This window comes from Nostoc sp. (assembly GCF_036918245.1).
Lineage (GTDB): Bacteria > Cyanobacteriota > Cyanobacteriia > Cyanobacteriales > Nostocaceae > Nostoc.
The window spans coordinates 38,811-58,118 of sequence record NZ_JBALEF010000046.1; the positions used below are offsets into that span (position 1 = coordinate 38,811).

The 19,308-nt window shown below is 42.0% G+C and carries 20 protein-coding genes; 12 read left to right on the top strand and 8 right to left on the bottom strand.

What is annotated here, in order from left to right; all coding sequences use genetic code 11:
• Positions 1–110 precede the first annotated feature (110 nt).
• From V7L12_RS12590 to V7L12_RS12610, 5 genes are all read left to right on the top strand, one after another.
• Entirely contained in the window at positions 111–797 is a 687-nt protein-coding gene (locus tag V7L12_RS12590) for an Npun_F0296 family exosortase-dependent surface protein (RefSeq protein ID WP_335084566.1), read from the top strand.
• A gap of 361 nt (positions 798–1,158) precedes the next feature.
• Positions 1,159–2,220 carry a uroporphyrinogen decarboxylase gene (gene hemE / locus V7L12_RS12595; RefSeq protein WP_335084567.1) on the top strand — a complete coding sequence of 354 codons (1,062 nt, stop codon included), beginning with the start codon at positions 1,159–1,161 and terminating at the stop codon, positions 2,218–2,220.
• A gap of 181 nt (positions 2,221–2,401) precedes the next feature.
• Complete coding sequence (locus V7L12_RS12600; protein ID WP_335084568.1) at positions 2,402–3,361, top strand: NAD-dependent epimerase/dehydratase family protein; 960 nt, start codon at positions 2,402–2,404, stop codon at positions 3,359–3,361.
• 270 nt (positions 3,362–3,631) lie between these two features.
• Complete coding sequence (locus tag V7L12_RS12605; RefSeq protein WP_335084569.1) at positions 3,632–5,230, top strand: B12-binding domain-containing radical SAM protein; 1,599 nt, start codon at positions 3,632–3,634, stop codon at positions 5,228–5,230.
• Positions 5,231–5,274: 44 nt separating this feature from the next.
• On the top strand, positions 5,275–6,396 hold the full coding sequence (locus V7L12_RS12610) for an NAD(P)/FAD-dependent oxidoreductase (protein WP_335084570.1): 1,122 nt from the start codon (positions 5,275–5,277) through the stop codon (positions 6,394–6,396).
• Between the two features lie 33 nt (positions 6,397–6,429).
• Here the strand turns inward: V7L12_RS12610 and V7L12_RS12615 are convergent, their stop codons facing one another.
• The gene (locus V7L12_RS12615) at positions 6,430–6,654 is read right to left on the bottom strand and encodes a hypothetical protein (protein WP_335084571.1); all 225 of its coding nucleotides are present in this window, start codon (positions 6,652–6,654) and stop codon (positions 6,430–6,432) included.
• A gap of 26 nt (positions 6,655–6,680) precedes the next feature.
• Between V7L12_RS12615 and V7L12_RS12620 the strand changes: the two genes are divergently transcribed.
• Together V7L12_RS12620 and V7L12_RS12625 are read left to right on the top strand one after the other, a co-directional pair.
• Positions 6,681–7,073 (top strand): IS630 transposase-related protein, encoded by a 393-nt coding sequence (locus V7L12_RS12620; protein WP_335084572.1) that lies wholly within the window; start codon positions 6,681–6,683, stop codon positions 7,071–7,073.
• An 80-nt stretch (positions 7,074–7,153) separates the two neighbouring features.
• The gene (locus tag V7L12_RS12625; RefSeq protein WP_335084573.1) at positions 7,154–7,627 is read left to right on the top strand and encodes a transposase; all 474 of its coding nucleotides are present in this window, start codon (positions 7,154–7,156) and stop codon (positions 7,625–7,627) included.
• Between the two features lie 27 nt (positions 7,628–7,654).
• On the opposite strand, the gene V7L12_RS12630 is transcribed toward V7L12_RS12625, so the two are convergent.
• The 6 genes from V7L12_RS12630 to V7L12_RS12655 all read right to left on the bottom strand — a co-directional run bounded on the left by V7L12_RS12630 (position 7,655) and on the right by V7L12_RS12655 (position 11,575).
• Entirely contained in the window at positions 7,655–8,047 is a 393-nt protein-coding gene (locus tag V7L12_RS12630; RefSeq protein ID WP_335084582.1) for a hypothetical protein, read from the bottom strand.
• A 1-nt stretch (position 8,048) separates the two neighbouring features.
• Positions 8,049–8,240: a hypothetical protein gene (locus V7L12_RS12635; RefSeq protein WP_335084574.1), complete on the bottom strand. Its 192-nt coding sequence runs from the start codon at positions 8,238–8,240 to the stop codon at positions 8,049–8,051.
• Between the two features lie 148 nt (positions 8,241–8,388).
• Entirely contained in the window at positions 8,389–10,449 is a 2,061-nt protein-coding gene (locus V7L12_RS12640; protein WP_335084575.1) for a ribonuclease catalytic domain-containing protein, read from the bottom strand.
• Positions 10,450–10,558: 109 nt separating this feature from the next.
• Positions 10,559–10,774 (bottom strand): 30S ribosomal protein S18, encoded by a 216-nt coding sequence (gene rpsR, locus V7L12_RS12645; protein WP_012411240.1) that lies wholly within the window; start codon positions 10,772–10,774, stop codon positions 10,559–10,561.
• 5 nt (positions 10,775–10,779) lie between these two features.
• Positions 10,780–10,974, bottom strand: a complete 195-nt coding sequence (gene rpmG / locus V7L12_RS12650) for a 50S ribosomal protein L33 (protein ID WP_012411241.1) — start codon at positions 10,972–10,974, stop codon at positions 10,780–10,782.
• Between the two features lie 43 nt (positions 10,975–11,017).
• Complete coding sequence (locus V7L12_RS12655) at positions 11,018–11,575, bottom strand: RDD family protein (RefSeq protein WP_335084576.1); 558 nt, start codon at positions 11,573–11,575, stop codon at positions 11,018–11,020.
• 310 nt (positions 11,576–11,885) lie between these two features.
• Between V7L12_RS12655 and V7L12_RS12660 the strand changes: the two genes are divergently transcribed.
• Positions 11,886–12,512: a hypothetical protein gene (locus V7L12_RS12660; protein ID WP_335084577.1), complete on the top strand. Its 627-nt coding sequence runs from the start codon at positions 11,886–11,888 to the stop codon at positions 12,510–12,512.
• Positions 12,513–12,535: 23 nt separating this feature from the next.
• Entirely contained in the window at positions 12,536–13,792 is a 1,257-nt protein-coding gene (locus V7L12_RS12665; protein WP_335084578.1) for a molybdopterin molybdotransferase MoeA, read from the top strand.
• A 63-nt stretch (positions 13,793–13,855) separates the two neighbouring features.
• On the opposite strand, the gene V7L12_RS12670 is transcribed toward V7L12_RS12665, so the two are convergent.
• Positions 13,856–15,088, bottom strand: a complete 1,233-nt coding sequence (locus tag V7L12_RS12670) for a cysteine desulfurase-like protein (RefSeq protein ID WP_335084579.1) — start codon at positions 15,086–15,088, stop codon at positions 13,856–13,858.
• A 613-nt stretch (positions 15,089–15,701) separates the two neighbouring features.
• On the opposite strand from V7L12_RS12670, the gene V7L12_RS12675 reads away from it, so the two are divergent.
• The 3 genes from V7L12_RS12675 (at position 15,702) to V7L12_RS12685 (ending at position 19,141) form a co-directional block, all read left to right on the top strand.
• Positions 15,702–15,923, top strand: a complete 222-nt coding sequence (locus tag V7L12_RS12675; RefSeq protein ID WP_334824945.1) for a DUF4327 family protein — start codon at positions 15,702–15,704, stop codon at positions 15,921–15,923.
• Positions 15,924–16,154: 231 nt separating this feature from the next.
• Positions 16,155–16,433 (top strand): hypothetical protein, encoded by a 279-nt coding sequence (locus V7L12_RS12680; protein ID WP_335084580.1) that lies wholly within the window; start codon positions 16,155–16,157, stop codon positions 16,431–16,433.
• Between the two features lie 296 nt (positions 16,434–16,729).
• A complete protein-coding gene (locus V7L12_RS12685; RefSeq protein ID WP_335084581.1) occupies positions 16,730–19,141 on the top strand; it encodes a sucrose synthase in 2,412 nt (803 codons plus the stop codon).
• The last annotated feature ends 167 nt before the right edge of the window (positions 19,142–19,308 follow it).

Below are 19,308 nucleotides of genomic sequence, written 5' to 3' on the forward strand. Positions count from 1 at the left end.
TTGTGATTTTCTTCTAATTTGTTGGAGTAATGAAACCAGCCTTTCATAGCTAGGTTTCAAGAAAATTTCAGTCTTAATTCTCTTTGTGTTCTTCAAGGTTTATTATTAGAATGCTGCAAAAAATCTCTTTGGCTTTACTCGGAACAACTGCTGTAGTCATGAGTGCGAATCCAGCTAGTGCCGTAACTCTGCAAGTCAACAGTGGCCCGTTTTCTAGCTACGCTGATGCCAAAACTGTCACCTTTGACGATGGCACAGCAAATGATCCTAATGGATTTGTTACTTATTCTAATATTACTTCTAACATTGTTCAAGGTAGTGTATCTGGTCAATACGCCTCACCTTATGGAGATAATACCAAATTTCTAACAATTTCTCCTTCAGGTAGTAATGTTGCAGGCGACAGTGGTTTTGTCAATATTAAATTCAAAGAAGCTGTTAATTACTTCGGTTTTTATGCAGGTTCATTGGATGATTACAACTTTGTTGACATTTACAAAGGTGATCAGAAGTTAAAGACTTTCAGTGGTGCAGATGTGCCAAATGCTATAGCTAATGGTAGTTGGACTAGCTCTCAAGCTAATATGTTTGTCAATCTAGTAGCTGATACAGGAGAAACATTTGACCGAGTTGTGATGCGCTCAAATGGTGTTGCTTTTGAAACAGATAACCACGCCTATAGACTAGCCGAGAGTGTTCCCGAACCTAATGCGATGTTAGGTGTGTTAGCAATAGGTGCTTGTGGTATGACTTCACTCTTCAAACGCTCACAACATAAAGCGACAGTGAAAGGATAAATCGATCGCGATACTGATTGAAAATCCTTAAGGATGTGTCTCTACGTCAAGCGTAGAGACACATTTGTTATTTGTCATGCAGTTTTCCTCATGCGTTCCCTTGATGCATGAGCCAGAGGTACATTTCTACGTAGGAATCAAAGCGATGATTTCATGGGATAAGCCAAAAAAACAATAACTTGTAGCGCTTGCTGGCATTAATACTGTAGTCAAGCCAACCGAGCGCTCATATCCAAAATATTTAAAATATTATAAAATATTACTATTGTGCCCTGTACTCACCTTTTCTTAAAAACCTGCTGGAAAAGCGTAATCCCAGAATGATAAGCTAAACAGTGGCATAAATAGGATGAAGTAATAAATGGGTGTTTCTTTAACAACTCCTCATCTCTTACGGGCTGCTCGTGGTGAAGTAGTAGATCGTCCCCCTGTATGGATGATGCGACAAGCGGGACGATATATGAAAGCATATCGAGACTTAAGAGATAAGTATCCTTCATTTCGCGATCGCTCCGAAATTCCAGAAGTAGCAATTGAAGTTTCCTTGCAACCCTGGAAAGCCTTCCAACCAGACGGAGTAATTTTATTTTCTGATATTGTCACCCCATTACCTGGTTTGGGCATTGACATGGATATTGCCGAAGGTAAAGGGCCAATCATTCATTCGCCCCTCCGCACTCAAGAACAAATTGAGCGTCTGCATCCTTTAGAACCAGAAGCAGCTCTACCATTTATCAAAACAATTTTGCAAGCGCTGCGTTCGGAAGTAGGGGATAAATCAACCGTGTTGGGCTTTGTGGGTGCGCCGTGGACGTTAGCAGCTTATGCAGTTGAGGGAAAAGGTTCTAAAACCTACTCCATCATCAAAAACATGGCATTCTCAGATCCGACGATATTGCATCAACTGTTAGCTAAATTAGCAGATGCGATCGCCATCTATGCCCGCTACCAAATTGACTCTGGTGCTCAAGTTGTGCAAATGTTCGATTCTTGGGCGGGTCAATTGAGTCCTCAAGATTATGATACTTTTGCTCTCCCCTATCAGCAGAGAGTTTTCCAACAAGTCAAGCAAACCCATCCTGATACACCTTTGATTCTGCTAGTTAGCGGTAGTGCAGGTGTGTTGGAAAGAATGGGACAATCTGGCGCTGATATTGTCAGTGTAGACTGGGCAGTAGATATGGCAGACGCACGAGCCAGATTGGGTAAGCAAGTGAAAGTTCAAGGAAATCTTGACCCAGGCGTACTATTCGGCTCTAAACAGTTTATCCGCGATCGTATTCTCGATACCGTTCGCAAAGCTGGTAATTGGGGTCATATTCTCAATCTCGGTCACGGTGTCTTACCAGAAACTCCCGAAGAAAATGTCGCTTTCTTCTTTGAAACAGCAAAAGAATTGAATCTTGCAGGAGTTAAGAGTTAGGAGTTATGAGTTATGAGTTATGAGTTATGAGTTATCAGTTAGGAGTTATCAGTTGCGAAGTGCAAAGTTATTTTTAACTCCTCACTTCTCACTCCTAACTTTATTTTTAACTCCTGATTCGGAACTTTTAACTTGATTCTTAACTCTTTAGTTTTAACTCCTAAATTTTGAAAAATTCTCTATGAGCCAGAAACGTATTTTAGTGACTGGTGCAAGTGGTTGTGTAGGTCATTATTTAACAGAAGCCTTAATTAAAGAAACAGATCACGAACTGTATCTACTAGTTAGGAACCCAAGCAAATTGCAAGTTGATACCAAGGCACGTTCAGGCATCAACGTTTTACAAGGTGATATGCAAAATATTCGCCAGTTTGCCGATTTGCTATCCACAATTGATATGGCGGTACTCACAGCCACAGCTTGGGGTGGTGATGAGACATTTGATATTAATGTCGTCAAGACTATAGAGTTGCTCGAACTGCTAGATCCAGAACGTTGCCAACAGGTGATTTATTTTTCTACAGCTAGCGTTTTGGATCGCTACAATCAACCATTAAAAGAAGCCGGGGAAATTGGGACAGATTACATCCGTTCTAAATATGAGTGCTTAGAGAAAAAAGAAAAATTAGCGATCGCACCCAAAATTACCACAGTATTTCCCACTTTAGTATTGGGCGGTGATGCCAAAAAACCCTATTCTCACCTCACATCTGGCATTCCAGAAGTTACGAAATATATTAATTTGATTCGCTTTTTGGAAGCAGATGGCAGTTTTCACTTTATCCACGGACGAGATATTGCCACTGTCGTGCGATATTTGATCGATCATCCTGCGAAAAATGATCAACCACGTCGGCTTGTTTTAGGTCAAGCACCATTAACTGCTAATCAAGCAGTGAAACAAGTTTGTGCTTATCTGGGCAAAAAGATTTACTTTCACATTCCCATATCTATAGCATTGGCTAATTTGATTATTCTTCTGTTCCGCATTCGGATGGCCGCTTGGGATCGATTTTGTATGAACTATCGGCATTTTACCTATGAAAAATTCATCAATCCCGATAGTTTCGGCTTGCCAAATTATTGTGCAACCATGAGTGATGTTTTGAAAATTAGCGGTGTTGAAAAGGCTAAAGATTGATTATAATCTGTGGCTTTTGACAACGTTTGTAAAATATTAGCAGAAAATTATCCTAATCTCGTAGAGAGCCTCTGGGGTTTTCTCCATTAGCGACTAGCGTCATTGAGTATGGGTGAAGAATGGAAAATTACCTCTTTCCTCTCTGCTCCCCAGTCCCTTGATTTGAGTTAAAAATATCAATGGTAAAATAAAACAACTTTAATAAAAAGTCAATAACTCTTTATTTTCGTTAGAGTGGGATAACAATCAAAGTGTGAGGATTGATACTACATGCGAATCTTGTTAGTGTATCCAATATTTCCCAAAACCTTTTGGTCTTATGAAAAAATCTTGGAGTTAGTCGATCGCAAGGTTTTATTACCACCTCTGGGTTTAGTAACAGTAGCCGCAATTTTGCCCCAAGAATGGGAATTCAAACTGGTTGATCGTAACATCCGCCCCGCAACAGAAGCAGAATGGGCATGGGCAGATGTAGTAATTCTCTCGGCGATGATTGTCCAGAAACAAGATTTACTTGAGCAAATCCAGGAAGCAAAAAAACGTGGCAAACTAGTCGCAGTTGGCGGCCCATACCCCACCTCTGTACCTCACGAAGTGGAAAATGTTGGTGCAGATTTTCTAATTCTGGATGAAGGGGAAATCACGCTGCCCATGTTTATTGAGGCAATTAAACGGGGTGAAACTTCTGGGACTTTCCGCGCCACAGAAAAACCTGATGTCACAAGTACACCAATACCCCGCTTTGATTTATTAGAATTGAACGCTTATGACATGATGTCGGTGCAGTTTTCGCGTGGGTGTCCCTTCCAGTGCGAATTTTGCGACATTATTGTTCTCTACGGGCGTAAACCGCGCACCAAAGCCCCAGCCCAATTGTTAGCAGAGTTAGATTGTCTCTATGAATTGGGTTGGCGGCGGGGTGTGTTCATGGTTGATGACAACTTTATTGGCAACAAGCGAAATGTGAAATTGTTGCTGAAAGAGTTAAAAGTCTGGATGGCAGAACACAAGTATCCCTTCCGATTTGACACTGAAGCTTCAATTGACTTAGCACAAGACTCAGAAATGTTGGAGTTGATGGTTGAGTCTGGTTTCTCGGCGGTGTTTTTGGGAATCGAAACGCCGGATGAGGATAGTTTGCAAATGACTAAGAAGTTTCAAAATACTCGCAGTTCCCTAACTGAGGCAGTGGAAACCATTATCAAAGCGGGATTGCGCCCAATGGCTGGGTTTATTATTGGGTTTGATGGCGAAAAAGCAGGCGCAGGCGATCGCATTGTCCGCTTTGCTGAACAAGCAGCAATTCCCTCAACTACCTTTGCCATGTTACAAGCGTTACCTAATACTGCGCTTTGGCATCGCCTGAAAAAGGAAGGACGATTACGGGAAAATCAAGATGGCAACATCAACCAAACAACATTGATGAACTTCCTCCCCACCCGTCCCCTGGAAGAACTCGCCAGAGAATATATTGAAGCATTCTGTACTTTATACGACCCAGTACAGTACTTAGATCGCACCTATCGCTGTTTCTTGATGATGGGTTTGCCGAGTTGGAAAGCCCCAGCAAAAATGCCAGAGTGGGTAGTTGTAAAAGCGTTGCTGATTGTAATTTGGCGACAAGGAATCAAACGGGAAACCCGCTGGAAATTCTGGCATCATTTGTTCAGCATTCTCAAGCGTAACCCTGGAGTGATTGAACATTACATTTCTGCTTGCGCCCACAACGAGCATTTTCTGGAGTATCGCCAAATCGTGCGCGATCAAATTGAAAGTCAGCTAGCTGAGTATTTAGCACAAGGTGCAGAAAAGCCTTATGTGTTAGTTAAGGAAAAAGCAGAGGAAAAAGCTGAAGCAGTAGTAAGTTAAGAACTTCCAAATCAAACAATATCCCATTGCAGAAGGACTTCAAGGTGGTAGTCGTAATCGGTGGTGGACTTGTGGGTATGAGCGCTGCGTACCAACTAACGCGTTATGGCGTGCCAGTAGTCCTGGTTGATCAGGCTGATGAAGGCAAAGCTACGACGGCGGGTGCAGGAATTTTATCGCCGGGCAATCGGTTCCCGTCTAGCGATCCGATTCTGCCGCTTTTAAAGGAAGCCCACGCTTATTACCCCAAGTTGATTGCAAGTCTGGCTGAGGACGGTGAATACCATACTGGGTATGAGAAGGTGGGGGCACTTCATGTTGCTACTACCGACGAAGAGGCGTCCCAAATGTCGAAGTTACTGGAACAAATCCAGGAACGCTGGACAGCTGGATTTAATCACATCGGAGATGCCAAAATAGTCGATTCCGACACTGCTAGATCCTTCTTTCCAGCCCTCAGCCCAGTTAAGGCTGCGATTCATATTCCTGAAGCTGCTCGTGTTGACGGTCAACTACTCTGTAGCGCACTGGAACGGGCAATTGGTCGGCGCGGTGGATCTCTAGTTCATGGTCGCGCTGAGTTGGTGGTTGATAAAGGAAAAGTGACATCTGTCATGGTGGAAGGCCAGACTATAGCTGCCGAAGCAGTAATTGTTGCTGCTGGCGCTTGGTCAGCCATGCTAGCCAAGCAACTCGGTATAACGATGCCAGTGTATCCACAGCGTGGCCAAATCGCCCATTTAGTTGTTCCCAACACTGAGACTGGAGGATGGTCTATTGTTATGGGATTTACACACTACATCCTGACTTTTCCGAGCGATCGCATAGTGGTGGGCGCAACACGCGATAATGTCGGCTATGACTATCGTGTGACTATAGGCGGGATGCGGGAGATTATCAACGAAGGGCTGCGAATGGCGATCGGACTAGAGTCTGCCACTGTACAGGATGTGCGTATCGGTTTTCGTCCGCAGAGCCAGGATACTGAACCTTTTATTGGGCAAGTACCTGGCTTTGAGAATGTATATTTTGCCACTGGGCATGGTGGGTATGGGCTGCAAGTAGGACCCTACTCTGGTGCGATCGCTGCCGATTTGGTGCTTAACAGACCAGTCTCGATCGACTTGAGTCCTTTCGCAGTCGATCGCTTTAGCCATACCTACTGACCTCAGTTTAGCTGAACCTGTATTGATAATATTTTAGGTTTCTTCTTTCTTTTTAATTCCAGTTATTTCGTTAACTAAATCTGAGACTCTATTAATTAATGAGGTGTCAATATCAATTTGATAATTTCCCTGTTTTAAAACCTCTATTACAACTTGACTGAAATCTGCGTTACCTTTTCTCGCACCCAAACCATTAATTGCACATTCAATTTGCCTCACGCCACAAATTACAGCACTTTCGAGGTTTGTGAGGTACATTAAGTAATAGTGTATCAAGAACTATAATGAAACCGTACTCAATCGATTTGCGTTCAAAAATAGTAAATGCGTATGAAAGAGGTGATACTTCGGTCAGAAAAGTAGCCGTTCAATTTGGTGTAGCGAAAAGTTATGTACAAAAGTTCCTCCAGCTAAAAAGAACCCAACGTCATCTAGAACCTAAAAAGCAAGGTGGGACAATGAAGGGTAAATTGGATGAGTACGATAGCGAATTAGCTGAAATGGTTAAAAGCCATCGAGACGCAACTTTATTAGAATACTGCGAGTATTTTGGAGAAAAATATAACGTTTGGGTATGTGCAAGTGTAATGTGCTGTGCATTGCCAAAACAAAAACTAACACGAAAAAAAAGACCGTTAGGAGTAGTCAAGCGAAAACAGAAAGAGTCCAAAGGTTGAGAATAGAGTATTGGGAGAAAGTCAAACAAGTAGACCCAGAAAACCTTGTTTTTATTGATGAAATGGGTGTTTGACTTGGTTTGACCCGAACTCATGCCCGAAGCGATCGCGGCAGTAGAGTATATGATTTTCAACCATATTATCGAGGTGCAAAAGTCAGTGTAATTGGGGGAATCAGCTTAAAGAAAGTTTTAGCTGTCATGACTTTAAACGGCTCAATGGATGGGAATGCATATAAAATCTTTATCGAACATTTTTTACTGCCACAATTATGGACTGGAGCAGTAGTTGTAATGGATAATCTTCCTGCACATCAAGTCGTAGAAATTAAACCCTTAATTGAATCTGTTGGTGCAAGTGTTCTGTACCTGTCTCCCTATTCCCCTGAATTTAACCCCATCGAACATTGGTGGTCACAGTTAAAAGCATTTCTGAAACAATTTTCTCCAAAAAATGCATCTGGAGTCGATGTTTTAATAAAAATAGCGATGGAATTAATTAATCCTGAACACCTCAAAAATTGGTTTACAAATTGCTCCTACTGTACCTCATAAACTCCGAATTCGCTGTATAACAATGAGTTAATTATCTACCGCCATACCCAAATCATCATGACAGTGTACTGAAACGACAACTCGATCAATATTTAGTAGTCGATTAAAAATCATTTGTAGAAGTTGCGAAAACTCTTCTGACGATGCCAAACCTAAGCTATCAGGAATACTAACAGTCGTAGCACCACTCTTGATTGCAGTTTCAATAGATTTACACAAAAAATCTGGCTCACTTCTAGGAGCATCAAAAGCACTCCATTCTACATCATCACAGTAATTGCGTGCGAGAGAAACACTCTCTTTGATTGTTGCTAATACTTCTTCTTTGCTTAATTTAGATTGATTTTTAAGATTTACCGGAGTATAAGTGTGAATTCTACCTCTGATTGCTGGTTTAATTGCTTCAGCAACAGTGATTATTTCATTTGAATTTAGAACTAGCTAGCCCACATATAATAGAATTTTTAATTATTTTAGAAATGTTAAAGACTTCATCAAAATCTTTTTGATAAATTCCTGGATAACCAACTTCAATAATATCTACTCCCATTTCTTCAAGTAACTGGGAGATGGTGATTTTTTGTTGCAAATTCATTTTTACACCAGGCGTCACTTCTCCATCACCTCACTCACTGAGTGGTATCGACCACTATTAACCTTATCCTTAACCAACTGCTCCAGTTCTGGGGTCAAAGATACATTCACAATTATTACCTCATTCCATTTACTCTATATCCTAACCGAAAGGAGTTGGAGCAAAGTTAATTCGCCGCTGTTTGGGCTTCTTGATAAATTATTTCTTGAAACTGGATCATATCTTTTTGTGGATCGGCGTGACTAACTTTCACGACTATCTGTTCGCCCAAGTTCACAGAACGTTTGAAAACCATTGGCAACTGCAAGCCCAAATCTTCTAACAAAATTAGGGCTAAGTTGCTGTCTTCTCGCAGCCACATCAACACTGTCACATCCCAAGTTTCCTCTGGATGACGGCGTAAATACTCTAGTGCATAATATCTATTAGTTTGTCGTTCCACCATCGTCACCTCTTGGGTGATGCTGCTCACAGTCATCATCACTTCTTTAAGTTGATCTGCAGAAAATGGTAGAACTTCACCCCGTAAATGGGCTTTCAGTTGGAAGTGGGTGAGTAAGTCACTGTAGCGGCGGATGGGAGAGGTTGCTTGGGTGTAAGTATCCAAGCCCAAACCAGCATGACGCAAAGGCGTAATGCTCATTTCACTCTTGGGCATACAGCGACGCATGGCGCAAGCGCGAACGAATCCAGCTGGAAGTAGCAGCAATTCCTCATCTGGAGGTAATTCTGGTTGCGGTTGACCGCGAAAGGGCAAAGGTATGTTATGAGTTTTACCATAACGAGCCGCAACTTCACCGGCAAGAATCATCATTTCTGCTACCAGTTGCCGTGATGGGGAATCGTCTAAAATGTCAATGTTAATCTCGTCACCTTTGACTTTGATCGTCGCTTCGGGCATGGTGATGCTAATTGCCCCTTGGGCGTAACGCCAAGCTTTACGCCGCTGTGCCCAAGTTGCGATCGCAGCAATTTCCGGTTCTGCTTGTACCCGTAATTGCAGCATTTCATCTACATCTTCGTAGGTGAGGCGATAAGTCGGCTTAATCAAGCTGGTGTGAATGCTGTAATCTTCTACTACCCCAGTTGTACCTAAAACAATCCCGAAACTGAGGGCGCAACAAACCTTTCCCTGGATCAGACTCATTGGCCCAGTTGCCAACACTTCTGGAAACATGGGAATCATTCCCGTAGGTAAATAGACAGTACTACCGCGCTTTCTGGCTTCCAAATCTAATTCATCTTCCGGTACTAACCATCTAGTGGGATCGGCGATATGCGCCCACAGGCGTTCCCGTCCATCGGGCAGTACTTCACAACTTAGACCATCGTCGATCTCTGTGGTAGTTTCATCATCAATGGTGTAAACCTTCAGGTGAGTCAGATCAAGGCGGTTTGTATCTGAGTCAATCGGCGGGAAATCCAAACGCTGTTGCGCCACTTCTAATACCTTATGAGGAAATTGAATCGGAATTGAAGAACGACGCAGGAACAAGTTTTCATAAGGACTCCAGCAACCCAAATCTACCAATAGTTGAAAGGCTCCTTGGGGTGTTGTGGGCCGTCCCAGCATGGTCATAGTTTCTAATACTGGAGCGCTGGGCGGATAAGCACGAGCCAAGGAGTCATAATTAACCCCCGTCCGCACGGTGTCAGCTATTAGCGCTGCATATTTTTCTAGTCCTTCTAAGCGCTGGCGATCGTGGCGCCCCCACTCTACTGCTTCACCTTTGAGTGCTTGCTCTACACGAGTTAAAAATTCCTGCTGTCCTTTAGCTTTTAGTGCCTCTACTTCCAGTTGGTGTTTGCGTTCTGCCACTTGAGCAGCAGTTCTCGGCTCGTAAGCGTCTCCTTTTTGCTTGAAATAAAGTTTGTCGTCTGATAACAAGCAGTAGGCGGCGTAACAAGGAGGCGCGGCTGATTCTGAAAATAGCAAATTTGCCATTTGGTCAGGGGTGACTGTTTCCCCATCCTCAACCAGTAGTTCCCAAGCCACTTCTAAGCTAGATGGATCTAAATAAGGCTTGATCTGCTCCAGAAAATTGGCAATCTCTGAGGGCTTGTACGTCTGCCCGGTAACTGTATAGGTTATTTGTCTAGGCGCGAGGCTGTGGGATTGGCCACGTTCGTCTACCACAAACCAGCGGGTTTTTCCGTCTGGACGTTCTACGATGCCCAGACGGCGATCGCCTTGAACCCTAAATTCAACTAGCGTCCCCTTCTCCACAACTCTCGCACTCTAATTTGGTAAACAGTTTAAATAGTTTTAAGTTAGGAGTTAGGAGTTTTAATTCTTAACTCCTGTACAGACGCGATTAATCGCGTCTCTCCTCTTTTTAGCCTTCCGCATTGATAAATGGCAACAAAGCTACAATCCGCGAACGTTTAATTGCTAATGTCAACTCTCGCTGTTGCTGAGACGTAAGCCCGGTAATCCGACGTGGCAGTATCTTTCCTCGCTCGGTGACAAATTTACGCAATAAATCAACATCTTTATAATCGATTGGTTCTCCCGGCTTGATCGGAGAAAGGCGACGACGGAAATAACTCATCTTTTTTACTTAATTTCCTTGTGAACGGTATGTTTGTTGCAGTGGGTGCAGAACTTTTTCAGTTCTAGCCTGTTGGTGGTGTTGCGGCGATTCTTAGTACTGGTATAGCGTGAAACACCAGCAGAACGCTTATCTGAATTTGTCCGGCACTCAGTACACTCTAGTGTGATAATAATGCGGGCACCTTTACTCTTAGCCATAATCTTACAAACAGTGAAGCCTGAAGAGAATTAACACAAATGACTATCTTCTCACATTACGCCGCATATTTTCAACTAATCTTTTAATTTTTATATCGAGCGAGTAGCCACGACGCGACGAAACAATGAAAGTTCCACAATAGCGATCGTGTAAAGCCTGCCGCATCTGGGTATCAGAGAAGGCAGTCCCGCAATCAATTGCTAGGGGAATTACTAGCAGTATAGCAGTGGGATTGGCTCTAATATTGCTCAGGGCAATTGACAATAATAAAGCACCCAAGCCGATAATCGCTTCTCGCTTCACTAGTGAGAGCAAATCTGGAATTCTGCCCACTACTTCTCCATTTTCGACTGACAACACCTTTAAATCGAACGCCCAACGCCCTAAACTTTGCCCTTGATTGTTGTATACCACTAGCACCCGCAAAACCAGCCAAAGTATTACAAAAACTAAGATTTCAACAAATTGAATCCCGATATCGCTGCCTCCCAGTAGGGAACTGATTAACCAGACACCAAGGAAATCAAGTCCCAATGCCATACCTCGTCGCCCAATCTCAGCCTTGGGATAGTGTTTTTGGGGAACTCGTTCGATTGTCATACAAAACAAGTATTTTTATTTAGGGGTTGGGAAATAGCGATCGCTCCTGTTTTTAATATTAAGATGATGACTCGGCTAGTTGCTGCGCTATAAAGGAACAAAAACCAGTCAACAAAAATTTGTGCAACTAACAACTGCATAACTCAAAAATCGGATTAAGCTCCTATGGCAGTTTTGATACCCTGCTGATACTTAGTAAGCATCTCACAGAGTAACCGTTACAGATCATGAATGCAACATACAGTAGGTTAGTACATCTGTATTGTATTGTTGTAGAAACTTAATTTTAATTAATTTCGGGGTTGCATTGATGACACATCTATTTACTAGAACAGCTATTAGTATGGTGACGACTACTGCTTTAGCGTTAGCGATCGCCATAACCACTAACGACCTAGCTCATGCTGCTGAGTTCAACTTTAACTGGAAAGGAGACACAGGTTATTCAGCTAAAGGTTCATTTAACTACGATACATCAACTGCTCCCAGCGTCATTTCTGAAGCAGGTATGGGAGCTACAAAAAACTTGCAATCTCTCTCAATTTCCTTCTTTGATCCCTTGAGTAATCTCATTAATAGTTTCACTCCCGTACTTAGTGGTATATCTAACTACAGCTATTTGAGATTCAACTTTGATAGCACTAAAGAGCAAATCTTTGGCCCATTTGATGTTGGCAAGGATGATGAGTTTCCTGGCGACACATGGCTTAATAATAATCTCGCACTCATAGATGAAGATTCGAGTGATGAAGTTGTAACTAAAGAATTTGGTTTTTACAAAAGAGATACAGCAGGGAAAAAGCAAATACTGGATTTAAGCAACAATTCAGTTCAGGTATCCAAAATCCCTGAAGGAAGCATAATTATCGGTTTGCTAGCAGTGTGTAGCTTGGGATTTACCGCTCATAGAAATCTAGATAAAGCTACCCAAGAATAAAAGAAAAGTCGGAGGCGATCGTTATGTTATCAGTCAGCGATGCACAAGCAATTATTTTAAATTTGGTGCAGCCGTTGGATCGTCAACGGCATACAGAAGTTGTAGATTTATTGACAGCAGATAGTCGCATTTTGGCAACACCTGTCACCAGTCCGCTAGATTTTCCCCATTGGGATAATTCGGCAATGGATGGCTACGCAGTTCGCTACGAAGATGTACAGCACTCTAGCACCGAACAACCAGCTATTTTAGAAATTGTTGAAGAGATTCCGGCTGGGTATCAGCCCAAGTCTACGATTCAACCAGGGCAAGCCGCACGAATTTTTACAGGTGCGGTGATCCCAGCAGGTGCGGATACTGTAGTTATGCAAGAGAAGACACGCCGCGAGGAAAACCGCGTATTTATCCTGGATGCACCAAAACCGCAAGAATTTGTCAGACATCAAGCATCTTTTTATCAAGCTGGAACACAACTACTACCAGCAGGAATTAAATTAAATGCCTCAGAAATTGCCGTATTGGCAGCAGCACAGTGTCCGCAATTAAGTGTTTATCGCCGTCCGCGTGTGGCAATTTTTTCCACTGGTGATGAGTTGGTGACAATTGATCAACCGCTGCAACCAGGGCAAATTGTAGATTCTAATCAGTATGCGCTGGCAGCTTTGGTGAGACAAATTGGCGCAGAACCGTTAATTTTAGGCATTGTGAAAGATGATCCAGTTGCTCTGGAGAAAGTTATTAACCACGCCATTGCGATCGCTGATATAGTTCTCTCTTCTGGTGGTGTCTCTGTGGGAGATTATGACTATGTTGACAAAATTCTAGAGTCACTACAAGCAAAAATCCAGATTCGGGCTGTACAGATGAGTCCAGGAAAACCCATCACCGTCGCCACTTTCCCCAGTACAGATGCGATTAATCGCGTCTCCCCACTCTATTTTGGTTTACCAGGAAACCCTGCTGCTGTGTTGGTGACATTTTGGCGGTTTGTGCTACCAGCAATCAAGAAACTTTCGGGAATTACTGAAGGTTGGGAACCAGTATTTTTGAAAGTGCGATCGCATGATGAATTGCGATCGGATGGCAAACGTGAAACTTACCTTTGGGGTAAATTGCATTTAATTGATGGAGTTTATGAATTTCATAAAGCTGGTGGTAGTCACAGTTCCGGCAATTTAATTAATTTAGCTCAAACCAATGCCTTAGCTGTTCTCCCAGTGGGTAAAACATTAATTTCTCCACAAGAAGAGGTACAAGTTTTGCAGCTTAGTAATAGGTAATGTGGACAAGGGAACAAGGGGAGAATAATCCAATCCCCAATCCCCAATCCCCAATCCCCAATCTTAAAATATCTGCTCAAAAGCCTCAATCAAGTTGTTAACTTCCTCAAGGGTGTTGTAATGCACCATACTTACCCGGACTATTCCACCTTGGGACGCTAACCCCAAGTATTCAATGAGCCGTTTAGCATAAAAGTCCCCATAGCGAATCGCAATATAATATTGGTCAACTTTTACCGGAATGGTTGAGCTATTTATGCCATCGACGATAAAAGATATAGTTGGTACACGGGTTTGGCGGTCAGCCTTTGATTGACCAATCACTCGCACATTAGGCTTACTGTTGAGGTAATTTAGGAGGCGATCGCTAATCTTTTCTTCATGTATGCTAATTAAATCAAATGCTTGCACCATTTGATTTCTCAAATCAGGTGCAGTTTCATTTCCGTAGTGCAGTTGTGCTAATTCACTTAAATAATCACATACACCTAACATTCCATAACTTAATTCAAAATTGACATTCCCTAATTGAAATTTATAAGGTATGTCTGTCTGTTCAATAAAATAATGATTAAGACCAGGCAATCTTAATAAATGTTCTTCTTTACCATAAAGTAAGGCATGATGCGGCCCATAGACTTTATAACAACTCAAAGTATAGAAATCAACATCCAAATCTTGGACATCAACTAATCTATGGGGTGCATAAGCTACACCATCTACACAAATCATTGCATTGCGATCGTGTACAAATGCAGCAATTTCTTTGATCGGGTTGATGGTTCCCAGAACATTAGAAGCATGAGTCAAGGCTACCAGTTTTGTGCGCTGACTCATCAATGGTTCTAAGTCTGCTAAATGAAGTTCCAAAGTATCTGGGCGAACTTGCCACACTTTAACCTTCATTCCTTGTTTTTCAAGAGCGACCCAAGCACCAATATTAGCCTCATGGTCACAATTAGTAACAATAACCTCATCACCAGGTGTGAAGGTTTGACCCAGACACATTGAGAGAACTTTCAACATCATTGTAGTAGATGGACCCATAACCACTTCTTTAGAAGAATTGGCATTAATGAAAGTAGCCATTCCCCTAGTTGCTAGAGCCAATCGTTCTCCAGCAAGTTGAGAAATCGCATAAGAAGCTCCTAACTGGACATCAGAACTTAGGAGAAATTCACTAATTCTATCTACTACTTTTTTCAAGGTTTGTGACCCACCAGCATTATCAAAAAAAGTCCATTCAGCAGCTAGACCAGGAAAATATTGACGAACTTTATCAAGATTCAGGAGCATAGTATAAGTTTTATAGAGAATGTTCTTTACCCTAGCCTACCTTCTGACAAGTCGCCCAGAGAACATCTAGATTCTCTTTTGATGTTTACAGCTTGTTGTGCCAGCCTTCTTGCTCTAGACATCTGCTGAAAAAGAATGTAGAAAGATGTAGCAGTGCTATGTCTCTACAAGGGTTCTAGATAATGCATATTATTTAATTTCTGGAGATGTCTTCTACAAGAACCTATCTAAAGAGGGTATACTTAAACTCACAAAGAGTATTTTACTATTTGTAACTATACAAGTTACACCCCTCCGCAACCCTCACCCTACTTGCTTTCATAGCGGGAAGGCTAAGAGCGAACAAGTCAGTCGGGTTGACCAACGTAGTGGCAATCCTTATAAAGGGGAAAGTGGTCGGGTATTTCTGTATCTCATGTTGGCGTAGCCTCTGTCTCCGACACGCTGTTCGCGTTCGTAGAGAAGTTGAAATCTCCTGTATTTAACTTCCAGCAACTATTAATGTCTTGATTCTTCACAATTATCGCCAATTTTATTTGATAAGTTTAAGGGAGAGTCAAAGCAACTATTGTTTTGAGTCTTAATTCCTTGATTGAAAATAAAGGAACGACTTATGAACACTACGGTTAAATATGACATCAAGGTTATCAAGGAAGAAGCACTTCAACTTGTTAAAAAGAGACTTGTTAACCGTCAGCAGCCAATTTATACCCTCTGTAAATATATTCCTCATCGTGACTGGGTTAATTTTGAACTTGAGTTAGAAAAAAACGAATTTCTACTCAGAGATAGAATTATCGATTTACTGAATCACGAATCTTGGGAAGATGATTGAGGCTGCATAAAGCTAAACCACTATTAGCTGCATCCCAATAAAATCAAAATTACAAATTCATTTTTCAACATTAAAAACTCTCGAATTAATTGGGGGGTATAAGCAAGAGATTCTGAAAGTAAGCAATAAATCTTGATGGATGGCTGAAGTGCTTGAAAAGATAAGAGAACCATCGCTAGCGTCGCAATAATTCTCTGTTAAGCAAGTTGGCACAATAAAAACAAGCTGTGTATGCCTGACGAAACAGGCTTGCTGGCTAATGAACAGGAGAAGACTGAGCTTTTGGGATTGTATTATGTTAATCTCCCAACTAAATCTGAAGATATTAATCATCAAGGTATGCTCCAGATATATCAGATCATCACTGAACTACCTAAACCGACTCTGATACATTGTGATAATTCAATTCGTTCAGCTGCAATAGTATTTTTGCATATCGCTCTTAAACAGGGTATAGGCTTTGAAAAAGCACTACAAAAAATTATTAGTTTAGGCTTGATATCAGACTAGTATTTGAGTTTTTAAATTACTCGTAGAGATGGTAAAATTAGAAAATATACGGATTTTTTCAGAAATAAGATTGTATTTTTGTCTCATGATAAACTAATAATTTGAGATTATAAAGTGTCCATCTTCCCCCAGTCTCTCATCCTATACATTTGAAGTTCTCACAGTCTTTCATCCCAGAGCTAGACGCGAAGATTTTTATAGTAATTTATGATCATTTGGGGAATATACCTCAGCAACCCGAAAACTGGAAAGAAAAATGAGGTTATTACCTAGCTAAATTTCTGGAATTCGTCATCATGTATGAACTAGTTCAAGCTCTCTCCAACGGTGATGAAAAAACTGCTCTACATCAGTTGATTTATGCGTTGAGTAGTTCAGGTAAGCATTACTTCCTAAGAAATGAGATTTTGCAAGCTTTTGCAGACTACTGTCATCAATCCCAAAAGCCAGCCTATTTTTACTACTCTTCTTCTGTTGGCAAATTAATACAATACACCCATGAAATAATTCTCGAAGAGGAAAGTACGTGGTTTGTGATTCGACCGAGGATTGCGAATCAAGAAGTTTGGCAACTGACAGCCGATTTTAGCGGGTTCGAGCAGATGACGCCTCAAGCGCTGTTAGATGTGAGAGATCGTCTAGTCAACCGCTACCAACCCCATATCCTCGAAATCGACCTCCACCCCTTCTATGAGAGTTCTCCAAGAATCGACGACGCGAGAAATATTGGTCAAGGTTTAGCCTTTCTCAACCGTTACCTATGCAATCAATTGTTGACTGACCCTCAATATTGGGTAGAAATGTTATTTCAAGCATTACATAGGCTGCAATACGATGGTATTGGCCTATTGTTGAGCGATCGCATTTCCTCCGGTATTCAGTTAGCCAAACAAATTAAGCTAGCACTCAAATTCCTGAGTGAGCGATCGCCTGATGAACCTTATGAAAAATTTAGCTTTGACCTCCAACAACTCGGCTTTGAGCCGGGTTGGGGTAACACTGCGGCGCGAGTCTCTGAAACTTTACAACTCCTCGACCGACTCATTTACTCCCCAGAACCTGGCATCTTAGAAACATTTGTAGCCCGCGTCCCCGCCGTCTTTCGCGTCGTCCTCATCTCCATCCACGGCTGGGTGGGACAGGAGGATGTTTTGGGAAGAGATGAAACACTCGGTCAAGTTATCTACGTCCTCGAACAAGCTCGCAGCTTAGAAAACGAACTGCGGGAACAAATCAAACTCGCTGGACTCGACCAGCTAGGCATTAAGCCCCATATAATTATTCTCACTCGACTAATTCCTAACTGTGAAGGGACGTTTTGTAACCTTCGCTTAGAAAAAGTTCAAGATACTGAGAATGCTTGGATATTGCGCGTTCCTTTTGGTGAATTCAATCCAGAAATCACCAATAATTGGATTTCTAAATTTGAAATTTGGCCTTATTTAGAACAATTTGCGCTTGATGCAGAAAGAGAATTACTAGTTCAATTCCAAGGTAAACCTAGTCTGCTTGTTGGTAATTACAGTGACGGTAACTTAGTAGCCTTTCTCCTATCTCGCCGAATGAAAGTTACCCAGTGCAACATTGCCCATTCTTTGGAAAAACCTAAACATCTATTTAGCAATTTATATTGGCAAGATTTAGAAGACCAATATCACTTTTCAGCACAATTCACTGCCGATTTGATTAGCATGAATGCAGCCGACTTCATCATTACATCGTCCTATCAAGAAATTGTCGGCACGCCCGACACCATAGGTCAATACGAGTCGTACAAGTGGTTTACAATGCCGCAGTTGTATCATGTGGTTGATGGCATTGATTTGTTTAGTCCTAAATTCAACTTGGTGCCGCCGGGAGTAAATGAAAATATTTTCTTTCCCTATAGCCACAAAGAAGACCGAGATATTAACCTTGGCAGCAAAATTCACGACCTACTCTTTATCCGCGAAGATCCCCAAATATTAGGTCACTTAGAGAACCTTAATAAGCGACCAATCTTTGCTGCTGCTTCTGTTACTTCAATCAAAAATCTCACTGGGTTAGCTGAATGTTTTGGTCAAAGTCAGCCGTTGCAAGAGCATTGTAACCTGATCCTCTTAAGTGGGAAACTGCATCCACATGAAGCTACAAACCCAGAAGAAGCAGAAGAAATCCAAAAACTTCACGACATCATTGATCAATATCATCTCTATGGTAATATTCGCTGGATAGGGATGCGTATCCCGACTTGCGACCTCGGCGAAGCTTACCGGGTAGTTGCAGACTCTCAGGGAATTTATGTCCATTTTGCCCTCTTTGAATCCTTCGGGCGGAGCATTTTGGAAGCGATGATTTCCGGCTTGCCAACTTTTGCTACTCAATTTGGCGGTTCTTTAGAAATTATCGAGAACAAAGAAAACCAATTTAATGTTAATCCTACAGACTTAGAAGGAACAGCAACGAAAATTTTAGACTTCGTTGAGCAATGCGATACTCATCCTGAACATTGGCAAGAAGTTTCTGAATGGATGAGTCAGCGAATTCATCACAAATATAATTGGCATTTACATAGCAATCAATTACTACTACTTGCTAAAATGTTTAGTTTTTGGAACTTTGTTGCTCCCGAAAATAACGAAGCCAGAGATCGCTACATGGAAACCTTATTTCATCTCATTTATAAACCCAGAGTCGAAAAGATTTTGAAAAAGCATAAGGGGGGATGAGGGAGTGGGGAGTGGGGAGCAGGGGGGCAGGGAAGCAGGGGGGCAGGGGAGCAGGGGAGAGTTAGAACTGGATTCATCCACCTTTGAACTCCGTTCATCCACCTTTGAACTCCGTTCATCCACCTTTGAACTCCGTTCATCCACCTTTGAACTCCGTTCATCCACCT